At 57.1% G+C, this 21,382-nt stretch carries 2 protein-coding genes (1 of these 2 running past the window's edge); both read left to right on the top strand.

What is annotated here, in order from left to right; all coding sequences use genetic code 11:
• A protein-coding gene (locus FDP13_RS05115; protein ID WP_033576301.1) for a MupA/Atu3671 family FMN-dependent luciferase-like monooxygenase crosses the window boundary here: on the top strand, positions 1 to 801 show its 3' portion. The gene continues 333 nt to the left of window position 1, outside the view; 801 of the gene's 1,134 nt are visible here — the last part of the coding sequence; the start codon falls outside the window, past its left edge; its stop codon occupies positions 799 to 801.
• The gene (locus FDP13_RS05110) at positions 794 to 21,382 is read left to right on the top strand and encodes an SDR family NAD(P)-dependent oxidoreductase (protein WP_143838910.1); all 20,589 of its coding nucleotides are present in this window, start codon (positions 794 to 796) and stop codon (positions 21,380 to 21,382) included. Before FDP13_RS05115 ends, FDP13_RS05110 begins: the two co-directional genes overlap by 8 nt.

Genomic DNA, 21,382 nt, shown 5'->3' with positions numbered 1-21,382 from the left:
CATCATCCGGTCGAAATTGTCGAAAACTGGGCGATGGTGGATATCCTCTCCGACGGCCGGGTTGACCTGGGGGTAGGGAGCGGCTGGAACAAAGCGGATTTTATCCTGTCGCCGGAAACTTATGAAGACCGGGCAACAATACGCGATCAGCGGATTCCGGTGATACAGAAACTGTGGCGGGGCGAAACGGTGGATTTCCCCGGTCCCGGCGGAGAGATTTTTCCGACGGTGGTTTATCCACGCCCCATTCAGCAAGAAATAAATATCTGGTATTTCAGCCTTTCCGAACAAGGGTTTCGACATGCGGGCCTGCAGGGTTATAACGTATTCGGCATGTTGCATGGTATCGACCTGCACGAGTTCAGAAAATACGTAGATGTTTACCGCGCCGCACGGGCGGAAGCCGGGCTTGACCCGCAACGCGGCCGGGTCACCCTGATGATGCACGCCTTTGTTCATCCGGATCGGGAGTGGGTACAGCAGGTGGTGCGCGAGCCCTTCAAAGCGTATATCCGCAGCAGCATTATTCCGCAGATGAAAGCCCGGGATAAGCATTTCGACAACAGCCAGATTGACCACATTCTTGATTATGCCTATGCCCGTTACTTCAAAACCGGAGGCATCTTTGGCCCGCTTGAGGAGTGCCAGAAACAGATTGATTTAGCCATCGCATCTGGCGTCGATGAAATTGCCTTCCTTCAGGACTTTGGCATCGACTACGCCGCAGTCCGCAATGCTTTTGGTTATTTACAGCAATTAGTTGAATTCAATCTCAAGCGGGAGAAGGTGGCTTATGCATGATCAATCAGAACACCTGTCTTTCCTTGAACAGTGGATTCAACACCATAAAACGACCACATCGGATTCGCTATTGGATGTGTCCGCGACGCACGCAAACAATGCGCCGTTGGCGATTACGGGGTTGGCCGGGTATTTCCCGCAATGTATGAGTGTGGCTGAGTTATGGCGACATCTGGATGCGGATGACGGCTTAATCACCGAACTACCGGCACAGCGCCAGGCATGGTATCGACAGGGGGAAAACGGGGGCGATGATCACTGGTCTGTGTTGTCGGGGGGATTTATTCCTGACATCGCGTCATTTGCGCCAGAGGTATTCGGTATTTTACCGATAGAAGCCGAAGAGCTGGACCCCAGGCAACGCCTGTTGTTGATGTCAACCTATCACATGCTGAAAGATGCCGGCATTGCTGCCGAATCTCTGCGAAAAACGCAGACCGGGGTGTTTATCGGCTGTGAATCCAATGAGTACGCGGCGCTGATGGCGCGCCACGGCTATCGACCTGAGTTCGGCCTGTCGCAGGCCGATAGCATGATTGCGAACCGGATTTCTTACCAGTTTGATTTAGCCGGACCCAGCGAATTAATCAATGCAACCTGTGCCGGGTTTGCCGTGGCGCTGCACAGAGCGACGCTGGCGCTCAGAGCCGGTGTGATTGACCGTGCCATTGTCGGTGCCGCTAATGTGATGCTGATGCCGGATGTCACTAACCGTTTGAACGATTCCAATCAATTGACCCACGGGAAAACGGTACGTTCTTTCGGTAAAGACGGGGATGGATTCATTCGCTCTGAAGGGGTCGGCACTATTCTGCTTGAGCGTCTGGCGGATGCTGAAGTCGCCGGCCGACGAGTCTATGCCGTCATCAAACACACCCGGGTTAACTTCAATGGCCAGGGTGGTATTTCAATGGCATCACCGAATACGGATGCGCATTGTGAACTGATCAAGGATTGTTACCGGGAAGCGGGGATCGACCCGCGTCGGGTGTCTTACATTGAGGCGCAGGGCATGGGGCTGCCTGTCGCGGATATTGCGGAATGGACCGCGATAAACCGGGCATTACGCCAGCTATGCGATGAGCAAGGGCTGACATTCGAGCCCGGTTACTGCCGGGTGAGCAGTCTAAAGCCGCTGTTGGGGCACATGCACTCCGCGTCCTCTCTGGGGGCGTTGCTGAAAGTGATCCGCAGTCTTCAGACCGATAAAATCCATAAAATTCCGGACTTTGAACAAGCGAATGAATATTGCGATACGCACGATGTCCCCTGTCGTTTGGCGACTGAAACGCAGGCATGGCCGGCGGATGAGCACCCCCGACTTGCGGCGATTCATAGCTATGGCTCAGGCGGCAACAATGCCCATATCGTGATTGAAGAATACCGGGGCGCTCAGGTCGCTGGCGCCGATTTCCCGCGCGCTCATGAGCCGTTGGCGGGTGAGTACTACTGGTTTCAACCCTCAGCTTCTCAAACCTCAGCTTCTCAAACCTCAGCCTCTCAAACATTGCCGATTGATGATAAGCCGTTTAGCCATGAAAAAAACCGAGCCGACGATTCGGCTGTGGAGGCCAGCGCGGAGCTACGAGCGACAATAAGCCGTTTGCTGGGGCTGAAAGGTGCAAGTGAAGACACAGACCATCAGGCATTTACCGATCTTGGCCTGGATTCTGTTTCTGTTGCGGCTTTCGTCAAGCGGCTGGCGGCGACCTATCCGATTACGTTACGGCGTTCGGATTTATTCAGCTACAGCACGCCGGCGGCGTTAGCCGACATGCTCGCCGCACAAATGCGCGACAACGGTTCGGCCAACCGGCGCCACCACGAGGCGGCTTCCTCGCAAAACAGCCATCATCATGATGATGATATCGCCATTATCGGCATCGATATTAACGTTGCCGGCGCCGACAACGCCGCGGAATTCTGGCAAATGTTACGGGAAGGTCGGTGTTCTATCGGCCCGGTGCCTGATGTTCGGCTGGCCGGCAGTGATCTTCAGATGAAAACCACCCGGGGTGGTTTTATGACGCACATCGACCGCTTTGACCCGCTGTTTTTCAAGATCTCTCCTCGGGAAGCGCGTTACATGGACCCTCACCATCGCTTGCTACTGCAATCGGCATGGCGGGCGATTGAAGATGCAGGTTATGACCCGCATGGGTGGTACGGGCAAAAGCATGGCATCTTCGTCGGTATGGAGGAGTCTGATTATCCGCTGACCGACGAGTCTGCCATTACCTCGGTGCATACGGGAACCGCGCCGGCTCGCATTGGTTATTTCCTTGATACCAAAGGCCCGTTGCTTTCTATCGGGACAGCCTGCTCCTCATCGCTGGTTGCCGTACATTACGCTTGTCAGAGCATTTTAAGCGGTGAAAGCGAATTAGCACTTGCCGGCGGTTGTAACCTGATCTGCCAGCCGGAGCGGATGTTACATGCCTTGTCCCGCATGGGCGACATGCTCTCGCCAGACGGCACGTGCTACGCGTTTGATGACCGTGCCAACGGTATGGTGGTCGGTGAAGGCTGCGCGACGATTGTGTTAAAGCGTTATAGCGAAGCACGGCGAGAGGGTGATGATATTTATGCCGTCATTAAAGGTAGCGGGATTAACTATGATGGTAAAACCAACGGACTGACCGCGCCCAACGGTGCCCGGCAGCGTGAGCTTTACACCCAGATTCACCAGAAAAGCGGTGTTTCTCCCGACCAGATAGGCTATGTCGTCAGCCACGGCACCGGCACCATGTTAGGCGACCCGATCGAATGCAATGCACTGATTGATGCGTTTCATGGTGCAGATACGGATAAAAAGCAGTACTGCGCATTGACCTCGCCAAAGACCAACATCGGCCATACGCAAGCCGCTTCCGGTATCGTGAATGTGATTACGGCGGCGCTGGCGTTGAAAAACCGCGAAATCCCGCCGTCGCTCAATTATGTCCGGCCAAATGAAGATATTAACTTTGCCGACAGCCCTTTTTATGTCAATACCGAACTCAAACGCTGGGAACAGGAACGGCGTTTTGCCGCCGTCAGCGCTTTCGGGCATTCGGGAACCAATGCGCATTTGGTGTTGCAAAACGCGGATGAACAAGAGGAGCGTCAGGATGCGCCGTCAGATACCGACGAGCCGTTCCTGATAGTCTTGTCTGCGAAAAGCGAACCGCAGTTAAAGCAGATAGCCGCAAACCTGATGGCCGGGGATGAACCGGAACACATGAGGGATTTGGCGTATACCCTGCAATGCGGGCGAACGGCGATGTCTCATCGTCTGGCGTGGATTGCCGACAGCTGGTCAGCCTTACGGGAGAGCGTGGAACGCTATCTTACGGCTGAAGAGGGATTCCGGTCATGTCCCGATCTGTATTATGCCGATGTGTCCGCCGCGACCTATTCCAGCGCCGCCGAAGCGTTACTTACCGAAGGTGAAAGGCCCGGCGTAACCTCTGCGCGGATTAGCGGGCAGTTGGCGTGTTGGCTGCGGGGAGAGCCGACGGATTGGCGGGTGTTATATCCGGGGCAGGCACCACGCAGGCTGCACTTGCCAACCTACCCGTTCGAACAGGAACGTTATTGGATTCCCGCGGCGGATAACTCCGTAACGGCTACGCCTGCCGCAACGCTATCCGCACCGGGTCAGCAGAGCCGAAAAACCGAGCCGGCTTTACGTCATGTGCCGATTGATCCGGATAAGGCAACCGCCCCGGAACAGGATGATGCCGTGTTGGTCTATCGCGAACGGTGGCGACAGCAACCGTTGCCGGATGCGCCGCATCGCGCTGAACGTCAGATAACGCGCTTGCTTTGCGTCGCGCCCGCGGCGGCTCAAACAACGCTACAACGTGGTATCAGGCATATTGCCGGTGAGACAACGACGGAATTTTTTACCCCGGATGACTTAGCGGCCACCGATGCCGGTGCCTATCGCCGCTATTTTACTCAGGTACAGGCTGGCTTGCGGACGCAGAGCGCGCCGGGAGCGGTAGGCGCATTGCTGTGCTTTGTTGAGCCTGAATTCGGTATGAATCAATTAGTGCCGCTGTTTCAGGGACTGCTATCCAGCGGATTGGAGGTAGGCCGTGTTTTGGTGGTCAGCGCGTTTACCGACGATTTGGCGCGTTGCTATGCCGATGCGTTAGTCGCGTTCGGCGCCTCTTTACGTTTTGTGCTGCCGGCAACACAAGTCACGTTTGCCGCAGTTGAACTGACCGAGGCCGCCGAGACCGAACAATGGCTTTGGGTCGGCGGATGTTTGTCCGACATCTGGGCGGAGCTGCAAAGTGAACCGGTTCACGGTGTGCGGTATAGCCAGGGCAAGCGCCATGTATTGACTGTCGAATCAGCCCGGTTGGGACACGACGGTTTAGACAATGACGGTTCAGACAATGACGGTTTAGAAAGCGACGATATTTTAAACGCCGACGCGCCCTTAAACGCGAATGGTGTTTCAAAACCCGATGACAGGTTAAAAACAGAAAGCGCATTGAAAATTGGCGGATGTTACCTGATTACCGGTGGGCTCGGCGGGTTAGGGCAAATATTCGCGCGCTATCTGTGCGAGCACTTTATGGCGAAGGTCCTTCTGGTTGGCCGCTCCCCGTTGGATGCAGAAAAACAGGCGAGTTTACGGGCAATTGAGCGGCACGGCGGCCAGGCGATTTATCTTCAGGCGGACGTCAGTGAATTGTCTCAGATGCAATCGCTGTTCGCCGATTGCCAGCGTCAGGGCATCAAGATCAACGGCATATTGCATACCGCCGGCGTTCAAACGACACGGACATTGGCAGAAAAAGATCGTGATGAGGTGCGTCAGGTACTGGCGCCCAAAATTCAGGGGACGCTGGTTCTGGATCAGGCATGGCAAAACGTCTTCGGTACGGAAGAGATAGTGGACTTTGTTGCCTATTTTTCTTCCAGCGCGGCGGTTTTCGGCGATTTTGGCGGCTGTGATTATGCCGTAGCGAACCGTTTTCAAACCGCTTATGCCAACACCCGGAACAGCCAGACAGGCGCTGGCGAACAGGCACCCTCGCCGACAGGAAAGACCCTCGCGATCAGTTGGCCGGTTTGGCAGAGCGGAGGAATGACGCAACGTTCGACTGAACGGGAGCAGGCCACATCCCTTTACTTAAAAACCAGTGGGCAACGTGCGTTACGCCCTGAAGAAGGGGTGAGGGTGTTTGAGCAACTGCTCGTCAGTGACGCCGGTTCGTCACTGGTGATGGTCGGGCAACCTGCCGGTATTCAGCGTTTACTGGGTAACGGCTTACCGGGTGAATCCGCTGCGCGTCAGGATAGCGCGCAGCAGCGCTCAGCCACGGCAGCAGCAACAACAATAACAATAACAACAACAGCCATCGCATCTCTTCGTCGTCCGGAAATGCAGGGGCTGACGGTTGAGCAATGTGTGCTGTGGGAATTGCAGCAGACGGTGGGGCATATTTTAGCGATTGAGCGACACCGCCTGCACCATGACATGAACCTGGCCGATTTCGGGTTTGATTCGATAAGCCTGGCTGAATTTGCATCCAGCCTTGGCAAGCACTGGAGCATCACGGTCTCGCCGGCTCTGTTCTTCGGCCATGCCACCTTGTCGCAACTCTGCCGGTACTTTATGTCGACGTACGGTGAGTTGATGCAGGCGTATTACAGCGGATTGGGCAACGCAGACGAGGCGTCTGACCCGAGCGCCGAATCGGCTCAAGCGGATGCTCATCATGGTATCCGCCCGGCTGTTGGGGAAGCGGCTCGCCACGATGCGCAGGACACCCCATTCGATGGCGAAGAGCCGATTGCGATTATCGGCATGAGCGGTCGTTTTCCCGGTGCCCGCGATATTGATGAAATGTGGCAGTATCTGGCCGAGGGAAAATCGTCTGTCAGCCGGGTGAGTGCCAAATACCTGCGCGGCCGGGACGAATCCCGTCGTGATGGCGATACCTCGACGGAGCAGGGGGTATGGTGCGGCGTGATACCGGGTGCGGCCGAGTTTGACCCGCTGTTTTTTGAAATTTCGCCCCGCGAAGCACAGAACATGGACCCCGCTCAGCGCCAGCTGTTACAGGAAGCCTGGAAAGCGCTGGAGCACGCCGGTTACGGCGCACAAACGGTGCGGCAGCATCACATCGGTACGTTCGTGGGTGTGGAAGAGGGCGCATACGGGCGTTTCGCATCGACCGAACACGTTGAAATTACTGCTAATCACAATGGTATTCTGGCTTCACGGCTGGCCTATTTTCTTGACCTGCACGGCCCCGTGCTGGCGGTCAATACGGCCTGTTCATCCGGGTTGGTCGCGGCGCATCTGGCGTGCGCCAGTCTGCGTAACCGGGAATGCGATACCGCACTGGCGGCCGGCGTGAGCCTGCAACTCTCGACGGAAGGTTTCGACATCATGGCGCGTTCAGGGATGATCTCTGAAGATGGCGTTTGTTATACCTTCGATCAGCGCGCTAACGGCATGGTGCCGGGGGAAGCGGTGGTGGTGCTGGTTCTAAAACGTTTGTCGCAGGCGCAAGCCGATGGCGATCTGATCCACGGCCTGATTCGCGCCAGCGGTATCAATTATGACGGTAAAACGAATGGGATCACCGCGCCGAACGGCGTTGCGCAGACCGAGTTGCTCAACAGCGTGTATCAGCGTGCGCATATCAATCCCGAGCAGATAGACTATATCGTGACGCACGGCACAGGGACCCGCCTTGGCGACCCGGTCGAAATTAATGCGCTGAATGATGCATTCGGTGCGTATACCGATAAACAGGCTTTTTGCGCCCTGACGTCGACAAAAACCAATTTCGGTCATACGTTTGCCGCCTCGGGGCTGGTGAGCGCCGTCAGCCTGATTCAGGCGCTGAATCAGCAAATCATCCCCGCAAGCCTGCATTGCCAACAGGAAAATGACTACATTAGCTGGGCGGAGAGCCCGTTTTATGTCAATAAAACCGCCAAAGCCTGGCCGATAAGGCCGGACCGGCCGAGAATGGGGGCCGTGAGCGCTTTCGGCATGAGTGGAACCAACGCTCATCTGGTGATGCAGGAATACCCGCAGCCGGTTTCGTCGCCGGGGCCGACGCGCAGCCACTATCTTCTTTGCCTGTCGGCCAAAACCGACGAGGCGTTATACCGTAAAGTCGATGATCTGATTGCGCACGTGCAGAAACCGCAGACCAGCGCTCAGGGACTGGCGGCAGTCAGTTATACCCTGCTACGGGGACGAGGTCATTTCCAATACCGTCTCGCGGTGGTGGTTGAAGATCGGGAAGGCGTCATCGTCAGTTTACGACAGGCGGCGCATTCGCCACGTCCGAATCTGTTTCGCGGCAAAGTCCCGCTGAACTTCAGCGGGCAGAAAACCATTCGGCAACATGTCGATGCGTTATTACACCAGTCGCAACACGCGAAGGGACAGGAATATCAGGAAATCCTGTCCGCGCTGGCGGATTATTATTGTCAGGGGTATGAGCTGGACGGGGCCGCGTTATTGCCGGATGTACCCCGGTGCGTCGTCTTACCGACCTATCCATTCGCCAGAGAACATTACTGGATAGAAGATGCCACGGCGTTATCTTCATCGCCGGAGCGAGGCGCCGAAACCGGGGCGCTACATCCGCTGCTGAAAGAGAATGCATCAACGCTGGCTGAGCTTCGTTTTCGCGCTGAGTTCAGCGGCGAGGAGTTTTTCCTTACCGATCATCAAATTCATGGGCAGAAGGTGCTGCCGGGCGTCAGCTATCTGGAAATGGCCCGGGCGGCGTACGCGTATGCCGCCGATCCCGTTATGCCCGTTGCGCATTCGCCGTATTTCCGGCTAAAGCAGGTGCTCTGGCTTCAACCGGTGGTAGCCGAACAACCCACCACTACGCTCTATCTGGGGCTCAGCGAGCAGGATAATGGCGTCGTTGACTACCAGATTTATTCGCAAGACGACCGTCGGCAACGCACGGTTCATGGGCAGGGAATCATTGCGCCGCCCTTCGATGACGCCGCCGCAGGAGGGCCGGCATCAGAGCCGCACTACCTGGATCTCAACCAATTGCAGCAACAGATGACAGGCCCTGAGTATCAGGCTGAACACTGTTATCAAACGTTTCTCGACATGGGGTTGAATTATGGTGAAGCCTTTCAGGGCATAGAACGGTTGCTGACCGGGGAGCGTCAGGTCTTGGCGCGAATTACGCTGCCGGACGCCGCGATATCCTCAGCATTCGTGCTGCATCCGAGCCTGATGGATGCGGCCTTGCAAACCAGCCTCGGGCTGAATCTCGCGGGCGCGTTGTCTGGCGCGGCGTATGTGCCTTTTGCTCTGGAACAACTGGATGTTTTCGGTGAGATAGACTCTCGCCTCTGGGTGTGGCTGCGACTGGCGTCAACCGCAAGCCCGGCGGATGAGCAGGTACAGAAAATGGATATCGATCTCTGCGACGATCATGGCCGTATCTGCGTCAGTATGCGGGGGTTCTCAACGCGAATTTTACCGCTGCCTCATCGCGCGGATGTGCACACCGCGCCTAACGCTACGCCTCAGCGGCCAGCGGCTACCGCTGACGCGGCGCTGAGCACGGCACCGGTCGTCAATCGCACGAGTAAAGTGTTAAACGGCACCGAGTATTTTTTGCAGGATCACGGTGGCTTGCTTCCCGGCATGTTGTCGCTGGAATGGATGAGAGAACTGGCGGTATCGCGCCTTCCGGCAAGCCACTCCGAAGCGGTGGTCGGCCTTGGCGATGTGGTCTGGCGCCAACCGGTGACGGTGGGTGAACAGGGCGCGGATATCGATCTGTGCCTGCATCAGGACGAGCAGGGTTATTACTGCGTAATCAGTCGGCAGGGACAGGTTCATGCGCAAGGCCGGGTGATGACCGGGCGTACCGACGCAACGGCGCCCCAACCCCTGCAACTCGATGATATTGCGCAACGCTGTCGCCAGTGGCGTTCTCATCATGACTGCGCCGAATTTTTCGGCGCCGCCATTGGCCCCAGATTGCTTGGCATCACCGACTATAAGCAAGGGCATCAGGAAGCGCTGGTGACGCTGGCGGTACATCCGGATTGCATCGGTGCACAAGAAGAACAGGGGTTACCCCCGGCACTGATGAATGGCGCTGTGTTGGCCGGCATTATGCTGGCCGTCGGCGGCGAACGGCAAGGCGCTCACCCACTGATGCCGTTTAGCATGGATGCGCTACGCGTCTATCAGCCATTACCTGCCAGTGTCCGGGCTTATCTTCGCCAAACACAGTCCGAAGCGGGGGCTGAACATCGGGTCGTACGTTGCGACATCTGGCTTACCGATGAGCGCGGGCATATTTTGGTTGAGATGAAAGGGCTGAGCATGGTCAGCGCTCCGGCTTCACCACGCGCGGAGCTGGTTTTTGCCCGGCCTCAGTGGGTCTTGCAGGATATAGGCATCACGCCGGAATATGGCGATGAGTCAGCGCTGCCGCCGCCGTGTTTTATTCTGGCGGATGAAAACACGGCGCTGCAAACCGCGTTACAGCATAGCTGGCCCGATTGTCAGGTGGTGAGCTTGTCTGTCGGGCAGGGCGATGCGCCACAGCTATTTACGCATTGTTTGCAACAGCTGTTTGCCCACATCAAAGAAAGTATACGTGCTTGCCGCGCAACATCCCGTCGGCAGTCCATATTGTTGCTGGCGTCGGAGCCGGTAAATGAAGCGTGGTTATCCGCTGTTTCGGGGATGCTCAAAACGGCCCGGCAAGAACACGCCGGCATCAATGGAAAAGTGATCCGATACCACGATTCCGCAGAAGCGGTGTCATTGCTGCTGACGCAGCTGCCGTGCGAAATGCACGATGCGAATGACGCCACCGAGATTTATTACGATGGCGCGGGCCAGCGCTCCGTGAAGGAGTGGCACCGGATAACGCAGTCAGACATGGCGGAAGAGGCGCTGCCGCTTTCTTCCGGCGGCGTTATTTGGATTACCGGCGGTTTAGGGGGGGTTGGCTATCAGGTTGCCCGTGAGCTGGGGACGATATATCAGGCTCGCTTGGTGCTCAGTGGTCGTTCTGCCCTGAATGCACAAGGTGAACAGCGCCTGGTGGCGTTACGGCAACAAGGGGTTGAGGTGACTTACCTGCAAGGGGACGTGGCCGATCCGGTACAAACCCGGCAGATGGTACGGCAGATTCTGCAAAACGAAGGTCAACTGAACGGCGTTATTCATAGCGCAGGCATCATTCGTGACGCGTTGATTGTGAATAAAACGGAGGCGGAACTCCTTGATGTTTTAGCCCCGAAAGTGGCGGGAACGCTGGCTCTTGACGACGCAACCCAGGACTGCAATCTGGATTTTATGGTGCTGTTTTCTTCGCTGAGCAGCGCTTTTGGTAATGCGGGTCAGGCGGATTATGCCGGCGCCAATGGGTTTATGGATGGGTTCGCCGTCCGGCGTAATCAGCAGGTCGCCGCCGGTTTGCGTCGGGGGAAAACCCTGGCGATAAACTGGCCGTTGTGGCGCGACGGCGGTATGGGCATTTCCGGCCCGGATGAAGCACTGCTCAGGCAGCAGACCGGGTTGATGCCAATGCCCACCGATGCGGGGCTTCAGGCATTGATTCGGGGGCTGCACAGTCAGGAGCCCCAGCTTGGCGTGATATATGGCGACGCAGAGAAAATCCAGGCCAGGCTCTGTGGCGGGCACGCGCAGTCGCATTCGTCATCGGCGCATTCAGCGGCTATCGATAAGCCGGCAACAGCCGGCAGCCCGGTTCAGGTTGGGCAGGTTTGCGCCTTGTTGGTCAGTATGGTCGCGCAACTGCAAAAGCTTGATGAGAAAAAGATAGAGCTGGATATGGAGTTATCCAAATATGGTTTTAACTCTATCGATTTCACCGAATTCGCCGGCCGTCTCAATAAAACCTATGGGCTGGCACTGATGCCGACGGTTTTCTTTGAGCATTCGACCCTGAGGGCGATGGGCAACTATCTGGCGGGCACTTACCCTGACGCTTTTGCGGATAAAACCGCCGCATTCCCCCTCACCGCCGGGGGTGTATCCGGTATGGCGGCGGCGGTACGCTCGCCTCAGCTTACCGTCACCGGCACGGCGAAAGTGGGTGAGGGCAGAAAAGCCGTTGGCCGATGGACGTCATCGCAAAGCCGGCCGTCGGCAGCACCGACGATCGCGCCCTTTGACGACGCTCTGTCCGGCGAGGCGGCATCAGGCGTTCCGCCTTCCCGCGGGATAACCCCCGAGGCGAGCGCGTTACCCACATCCGACGCGATAGCGATTATCGGGATGAGCGGCCGGTTTCCTCAATCCCGCAATCTGGACGAATTCTGGCAACAGTTGGAGGCGAATCGCGACGTGATCAGCCCGGTGCCGGCAGATCGCTGGAACTGGCGGGAATACTATGGCGATCCGCATGAAACCCCCGGCAAAACCAAAGTGAATTGCGGCGGGTTCATGCAGGATGTCGATTGTTTCGACCCGCTGTTTTTCGGGATTTCGCCGCGTGAGGCGCAATCACTGGACCCGCAATTCAGGGTTTTTCTGGAAACGGTATGGGCTACGATCGAGGATGCCGGTTATTGCGCCAGTGATTTATCGGGCAGCAATACCGGGGTTTTTGTCGGCGTATCAACGTCTGAGTATAAAGACGCCTGGCTGAAGTACTCTCACGATAAATTCGGGATCGGCGACCCGCCCTGGCTGTCTCACTTCGCGCTGGCAAACCGTGTTTCTTATGTATTGAACCTGCGCGGCCCCAGCGAGCCTATCGATACGGCGTGCTCCAGTTCACTGGTCGCCATTCACCGTGCGATAGAGGCGATTCGCTCCGGTAGCTGTGATCGGGCGATTGTGGGGGGCGTCAACATTATCGTCAACCCAGGGATCACGATTACCGCCGGGGAGGCCGGCATTCTGAGTGAGGACGGCCGCTGCAAAACATTTGATATCAGCGCCGATGGCTATGGTCGTGGTGAGGGGGTCGGCGCCATTATGCTCAAACCCCTCAGTCAGGCGAAAGCCGATGGCGATCGTATTCACGGCCTGATTCGCGGCAGTGCCGAGAATCATGGCGGCAAAGCCACCTCGCCGACGGCGCCGAATCCGCTGGCACAGCAAGAACTGCTGGTTCAGGCTTATCGCCGTAGCGGCATTGATCCCGAGACGATCGGCTATATCGAAACCCACGGTACGGGAACAAAACTGGGCGACCCGATTGAGATCAATGGGTTGAAAAAAGCGTTTGAAACCCTCTACCGGGAACAGAATAAGCCGATGCCCCAACAGGCGTATTGTGGTCTGGGATCGGTGAAAACCAATATCGGGCATCTGGAAGCGGCCGCCGGCATTTCCGGTGTGCTGAAGATTCTGCTGATGTTCCGCCACCGGAAAATTCCCGGCAATGTGCACCTTAAGACGGCAAACCCCTATCTGGAGCTGGCCGGTAGCCCGTTCTATCTGGTCAGGGAGACACAAACCTGGCCTGCCGGAGAAGATGCGGCCGGTCGGTCGGTGCCGAGACGCGCCGGTGTCAGTAGTTTTGGTATCGGTGGGGCGAATGCACATATTGTGCTCGAAGAGTATGCGCCGGAGTCTGACGTCGGCCATGCGTCGTCTGCGCTTCCGGCGGCTATTTCGATCGCGCCTGCCGCTCCGGTCGCAATTGTGCTGTCGGCCAAAAAGGCGGTGCGGCTGGATGACGTGGTGCAAGGTCTGGCCGCATTTCTGGATTCCGCCGCGTATGCAGACCAGCAGCCCAGCCTGACGGAAATCGCCTACACCCTGCAAGTGGGGCGCGAAGCGATGGAGGAGCGCCTGGCCTTTGTCGTTCGTTCTGTGCAGGAGTTGAAACAAACTCTGGCCGCCTATCTTGCCGGCGCAGACATGCCGCCGGGGATCTATCGCGGCAGTGTTAAAGCCGGTAAAGAATCGTTGTCGATGCTGGCTGATGAAGAAACCTGGCAAGCGATGGTCGGAACATGGCTACAACAAGGCCACTACGACAAACTCCTCGATTTTTGGGTGAAAGGCGGACAAGTTGACTGGAAGCAATGGTATCCGGCCGCGGCAAAACCTCGTCGCATCGGTTTGCCGACGTATCCGTTCGCACGCGATCGCTTCTGGCTGAAGATCAAGGCGCCGGAGCGTGATCGACAAGGCACGATGGCATCCGCTGTCAAAACCGGTCCGCATCGTCTGCATCCGTTGGTGCATCGCAACACGTCGGATATTCATGGGCTCAGCTTTACCTCCTGGTTTGACGGTCATGAGTTTTTTCTGGCTGACCATCGGGTTAAAGGGAAAAAGCTGTTGCCCGGCGTGGCTTATCTCGAAATGGCGCGCGCCGCCGTTGAGCAAGTCGTGGGTGCCGGGTTGCATCTGCAATTGACGCAGATTGTGTGGGTGCGACCGTTCATTGCCGAACCTCCGCAGCCATCGGCGGCTGCCGATGGGATGTACCCGTTAACGGTTAAATTGTCGCCGCAGTCAACGACGGCGATGCGGTTTGAAATCTGTTCTCTGATGGCGGATGGTCAAACCCAGACGCATTGTCAGGGGAATGTGCGTGTCATTGACCGGCTGTCGAATGACCGGGAAACACTCGACTTGTCTGTCGCGATGGCCGGGCATCAGGACGGCATCATGGATAAGTCTGAGTGTTATCAGGCTTTTCACCGATTGGGGATCATCTACGGGCCAGGACATCAGGGCATTGAAAAGCTGTATCTGGCGAAAGGACGCGTTCTGGCGCGGCTGGTATTGCCTGAATCGTACTATGACACACTGGCCGAGTATGTCCTGCACCCCGGCCTGATGGATTCGGCATTACAGGCGACGCTGGGGTTGTCCCGCGAGCATCGGCTGGGATTGCCTTTTGATATGGAGTCGATAGATATCTTGCATCGCTGCACGCCCGCCATGTGGGCCAGTATTTCTTATGACGGCGGCGTGCAGCCGGGTCCCCAGGCAAAAGTGCAAAGACTGACCATCAAGTTGTACGACGATGCCGGCGTGTTGTGTGTTTTCCTGCGCGGCTTTAGCGCTCGCGCGCCTGAGCCGACGCCGACGCCGGAGAAGGGGACGCTCCTGCTGGTGCCGCAGTGGCGTCGTAAACCGGCTCCGGTCGATACCGTTGTTCCGCACTCATACGCGAGCCGCCACATCTTATTGTGTGGTGACCTCGCTAGCGCCACCGAGCGTGGCCTGACGGGCGACGTCGTATTACCGGGAATGAACCGGGATGATATCGGCCTGAGCTTTCATCAGAATGCGTTGGCGCTGTTTGCGCATGTAAAAACGATGTTAGCCGACCAGCCCAAGCAGGCGATATTCCTGCAACTGGTGGTAGTGGGGGATTTCCCGGCTCGGCTACTGGCCGCACTCGGCGGGGTGTTAAAAACGGCATGTTTAGAGAACCCCCATGTTATCGGTCAATTGATTGAGCTGGATGAGTCGGTCAGCGCCGATATGGTGGGCGAGATGCTGCGTGAAAGTCGCCTGGTGCCGGACGAACGTCATATTCGCTATGGCCGTGAAGGGCGGCAAGTGCTGTTCTGGCAGGAAGTCGGCGTGATGACGAGTACGCTGGCTCCTCCTACCGCCGGCGCTTCGTCTGCGCTGTCCACGCTCCCCCGTATGCCGTGGAAAGAACAGGGGGTTTATTTGATTACCGGCGGTGCCGGAGGGCTGGGGCTTATTTTCGCCATGGAGATTGCCCGTCAAACCCAACATGCCCGGTTGATTTTAACCGGACGCTCCGCCATGAACGCCCGCATTCAGACATCGCTCAGCCGGTTGGCCGCGTTGGGCGCACAGGTCGATTACCACAGCCTTGATGTGTGTGATAGGCAAGGGGTTGACGCACTGATATCGACCCTAACGGCGCAGTATGGGACGCTCAACGGCGTGCTGCATTGCGCCGGAGTGCTGCGTGACGGCTACATACTGAAAAAGTCCGAGGCGGATTTTCAGGCGGTGTTGGCCCCCAAAGTACAGGGAACCGTGAATCTGGATCAGGCTCTGGCACAGCATCCGCTGGATTTCTTTATTCTGTTTTCCTCAACGGCAGCAGGATTGGGTAATCCGGGGCAGGCCGACTATGTTACAGCCAATAGTTTCATGGATGCCTACGCCCACTATCGTCAACAACAGGCGGCTGCGCAGTTGCGGATGGGAAGAACCCTTGCGATCAACTGGCCACTCTGGAAAGAGGGTGGAATGCAGGTTGATGACGCGGTCGAAACCATGATGTACCAGAGTACCGGCATGGTGGCGATGTCTACGGCTGCCGGCCTGCAGGCTTTTTATCAGGCTCTTGAGCGGGAAGACAATCAGGTGTTGGTCATTGCCGGCGACGTTGAAAAATTACGCCGAACGCTCCGCGGGCGGCAGCCGGTACAAGATGAAAAGCGCAGTGACGAGGTGGTAGTACGCAGTGATGCGCCGATAGTACGCAGTGACGAGGCGGTAGCAGCAGAACAGGCAAAAGGATTTGGCCCTATGACGGCAACCGGGATTGATAAGCAAGAGTTGGCAAGTGTAGTACAGCAACGTTTGATGCGAGAAGTGTCGGCATTACTTGAGGTGGACGCTGCAGACATTGATGCGGATCTTGAGTTGACGGAATTGGGCTTTGACTCAATTCTGACCACCGGGTTCGCCAACAAGTTGAACCGTCAGTACGGGCTTGATCTGTTGCCGACGGTCTTTTTTGAATACCCGACCCTTTCAGCATTAAGTGGTTATCTGGCCGACACGTATCAGGCGGTGTTGTCGGCGAAATTCGCCGATGTCTTGCATCAGGCAGGCGCGCGTGACGCGTTTGTTCATCATGAGCGCGTTGACCCGTCTCAGGCGAGTCATGCTGAACCCGTTATGACCCGTTTCCGGCCAGGCGAGGCCGCCGAGGCACGCCATGCCGAACCGGACAGGCAGGCGTTGCATGAGGTGATTGCGTCGTTGCTGGTGCAGGAAGTCTCCACGTTGTTGCATGTGGCGACGGCCGACATTGATATCGATACCGAGCTGAATGAACTGGGCTTCGACTCGATTCTGACGACTGGGTTTGCCAATAAGCTAAACCGGCAATACACGTTGGAGCTGCTCCCGACCGTATTTTTTGAATACCCGACCATTGCCGGGTTGACCCACTACCTGACCGAGCATTACCAGGACCATTTCAGTCGCTTGTTTGCCGCAAGAGTGATGCGGCAATCACCACTATCCAGCCATCCGTCGGCAGATGACGCCTCGCCACGGCATGACGTTCACACCTCGCAGGCAGATGCACGCCGCGGCGTGCAGGCCGCCGGTAACCCACCCTGGCGTGATGAACACGAAGCGATTGCGATTGTAGGAATGAGCGGTAGTTTCCCTATGGCTGCGGATCTTGAAACGTACTGGGAAAACCTGCTTCAGGGGAAAGACTGTATCAGCGAAGTGCCGCCGGCACGTTGGAATTGGCGGGACTACCTGCAAGCGGTGCATGGCGCTGAAAACCGCGACAGTATTCGTTGGGGGGGATTTATCCAGGATATGGCGGAATTCGATCCGCTGTTTTTCGGCATTTCTCCCCGTGAAGCTGAATTAATGGACCCACAACAACGTTTGTTGATGACCCACGCCTGGAAAGTGATTGAAGACGCCGGTTATTCCGCGGCTTCTCTGTCCGGCAGCTCGCTGGGGATTTACGTTGGAACGGGGAACACCGGTTATTCCGGTCTGATTGTTGATGCGAAGCTGCCGGCGGAAGGTTTCACCGCCACGGGAGTCGTGCCGTCTGTCGGGCCGAACCGCATGAGCTATTTTCTCAATGTCCACGGTCCAAGCGAGCCGATTGAAACGGCATGTTCATCCTCGTTGATCGCTATCCACCGTGGGGTATCGGCCCTGCGCCATGAAGGTTGCGACATGGTGATTGTCGGTGGGATTAATACGCTGGTCACGCCGGATACGTTTGTCAGCTTCTGCAAAGCCGGAATGCTTGCTGCCGATGGCCGCTGTAAAACCTTCTCCAGCCAGGCGGACGGTTATGTCAGAGGCGAAGGGGTCGGGATGTTGTTGCTAAAACGCTTAGCGGCGGCAGAAGCGGACGGTGATCACATCTATGGTGTTATCCGCGGTAGTGCGCAGAATCACGGCGGTCGAGCCAGCTCGTTGACGGCGCCGAATCCGAAGGCTCAGGCGGCCTTGCTGGAAAGCGCCTACCGGAATGCCGGCATTGACCCCGGCAGCGTCAGTTATATCGAAGCCCACGGTACGGGAACGAAACTCGGTGATCCGATAGAAATCAGTAGCCTGAAAGCCGCATTTAACGCCGTAAACGCCACCTCGCCGCAGGAGGGGGACCACAACGTCGGCTGTGGTATCGGTTCGGTAAAAACCAATATCGGACATCTGGAAATGGCGGCGGGTATTGCCGGCGTGATTAAAGTGCTGCTGCAAATGAAGCACCAAACCCTGGTAAAGAGCCTGCACTGTGAGGCGCTGAACCCCTACATCGATTTCACCGGCACGCCGTTCTATATCGTTAACGAAAATCGCCCCTGGCAAGCGCTGAAAAATGCGCAGGGCGAGCCGTTGCCGCGCCGGGCCGGCGTCAGTTCTTTTGGTTTTGGGGGCGCCAACGCGCACGTGGTCATTGAAGAATATCGTGATACTCGCCCGGTATCGCAGGCGGTGCAGGATCGGTATGTGATTCTGTTGTCTGCCAAAGACGAGGTGCGTTTACGGTCGGTTGCCCGGAATCTCAGGCTGTATCTGGAGCGACATCAAGGCGATGCCGAACTGACGTTGACCAACCTGGCTTATACGCTGCAAGTCGGGCGCGATGCCATGGATGAACGCTTGGGATGGATCGTCACGTCATTCCACGACCTGATGGCGAAGATCGACGATTTTCTACAAAGTACCGCCAACCCTGACGACACATACCGGGGCCAACGCGGCGCGCATAAAAGCCTGATGGCCCAGTTCTCGGCGGACGAAGAGTTACGGGAAGCCGTTGCCAAATGGGCCGAGCGCGGCAAGTACGCCAGGTTGTTGAATCTGTGGTGCCAGGGGCTGGCGTTCGATTGGTCGGTACTGTATCGGGGACTGCGCCCGCGCCGCCTCAGCTTGCCGACGTATCCCTTCGATCGTCAGACGTTCTGGCTGCCGGCGAGTCAGGAGAAAAACGGTGTTGTCAGGCACGTAACTGAAAGCCGCGCCGCCCACCCGGCGCCGGACGAGTCGGCCGAGATGCCGCCGTCGTTATTGCAAGACGCCGAGGCTGAGAGCGACAGCGCTGACGTTAATCTTGCGACCTATCTGAAACAGCTCATCAGTCGGCAGCTCAAAGTCGCCGAAGAGATGATTAGCCCGGATCGCGCGCTCGATGAACTGGGGATGGATTCCGTCGTCTCCGTCGCGTTGTTGAACACTATCCGGGAAACATTCCCTGATGTGTCTCGCTCGCTGTTTATGGAATACCACACGCTGGGGGACATTCAGCAGCATCTGCGTAGCCATCTCGGCGGGCGACGGATGATGCCGGGCCGCCCAACCGAGGCGGCAGAACGCGTGGTTCACGCCAACCCGGCGAGCGCCGATAGCGCGCCGACCCAAGACGAACCGGGGCGGAACGTCAGTATTATCGGCATGGCCGGTATTTTCCCTCAGGCAGAGCAGATCGCCGAATTTTGGGAAAACCTGAATGCCGGCCGTACGACGCTTTCTGTCTTGAGCGACAAGCGCAAATATCTGATGGCGTTACAGGCGCGAGACAGCGGCTACAGCCGTATTGGCGGTTATCTCGACGGGGTGGAGTATTTCGATCATAAGCTGTTCAAAATTCCGCACAAAGAGGCGCAAAAGCTGGACCCTCAGCTACGCAAATTGCTCGAAGTTATCTGGCAGGCGGTGGCGGATGCCGGATATACCCTCAGCCAGTTCCGTGAGAAACGCACCGGACTGTTTGTCGCGACACGGGGACATTCCGGTTATCAGGATATTCCCGCCAGACTGGACCCGGCCCAGACGGCACAGTGGCGCTTTCAGGCAGAGCAGATATCCGCTTATGCCAACCGTATCTCCAATATCCTGAACCTGGCAGGGTTAAGCGAAATCGTTGAAACCGGTTGTGCCAGCTTTCTGGTGGCAATCCGGCACGCCATGTGCGCCATCAAGGAAGGCCGCTGCCAGCAGGCGATTGTCGCCACGGCGGAGTTGGGGCTCTCTCCTTTTGTACAGAATCGCACGGATGATCAGGCTTTATATAGCTCTCATCCCGTCACGAAAAGTTTTGCCAATGACTCAGACGGTTATGTAAAAAGTGAGGTGATCGGCGCCATTATCCTGAAAGCAGAAGAGACGGCACTGGCGCAAGGCGATGCCATTTATGCCAATGTCAAGGCCGTCGGGGTCAGCCACGGCGGCAAAGCACCGCTGAAGTGGTACAGCCCGAATATCGAAGGGCAGAAATCAGCCATTGAGGCCGCGCTCAGCGAGGCCGGCATTGATCCGGCCACCGTGTCTTATATCGAACCGGAAGCCAACGGTTCCCAGTTGGGGGACGCGTCTGAATTGGTTGCTATTCAGGCGGTGTATGGTCCGTATTTGCAGGAGAAGCTGCGTACGACGCCGGCACATCCTCTACCGGAACATGCTCTACCGGCAGGCCGACCGACGCCGTCGATTGCCATCGGGTCGCTGAAGCCGCTGACCGGGCACGCGGAAACGGCATCGACCTTTCCGGTACTGGTGAAAATGGTGTTGTCGATGTACTACCGCCGTCTGGCAAAAATCGACGGATTGGGAGAACTGAACGAAGGCATCACGCTGGCTGATGGGTTTGAGCTGATCAGAGAGGACCGCACCTGGGAGAAACAGGGCGATGTACCCCGGCGAGGCGCGATTCACTCCATGAGCATCGGCGGGGTGAATGCGCACCTGTTGCTGGAAGAGTTCGAGGTTAAGCCGCAGGCCGTTCACGGCGAGGGGGTATTTCAGCCGTCCGCCGGGCAGGCGAACCCACCTTTCGTTTTCCTGTTTTCCGAAACCGATGACGCCGGGTTACATACCCTGGTGGGCGACTACCTGGATTTCTTGTCTCGCATCCAGGCCGATATTGCTGCGGGTCGGTGGAGGGCGCCCGCGTCGGCGGTGGAAACGCAACCTGCGCGTGAGGCGGCCTATCTGGCGCAGCTCGAATATACCCTGCAACAGGGGCGGGAACACCGGGCGGTGCGGCTGGCGGTTTGCGCCGCAAACATGGCGCAGTTGCAAACGCGTTTACAGCGCTGGCTCGCCCATGCGGGCAATCCCCCCGGGAGTGATGATAGCCGACAGCCATCAGCGGATATTTCCGGCGAACTGTCCGATTGCGGCAATGCCATACGGCAAGCGGTGATGGATTGGCTGGCGGGGCAGTCGGTAGATTGGATGACGTTGCGTCAGGCTGAAGGCCGGGGGAGAACGCGACAAAAACTCCATCTGCCGGCTAATCCATTGCGAAAGGTTTTTTGCTGGCATGAGGGTTTCGACGATATCAATACATTTGATGAAAGTAATGATGAAAGTCATTCAGTATCGACAGACGCGAAGCCGCGCTCTGTTGTGGCGTAA

Source organism: Dickeya sp. ws52 (genome assembly GCF_007210685.1).
Classification (GTDB): Bacteria; Pseudomonadota; Gammaproteobacteria; order Enterobacterales; family Enterobacteriaceae; genus Dickeya; species Dickeya chrysanthemi.
This window is presented reverse-complemented; position numbering and strand designations above follow the sequence as displayed.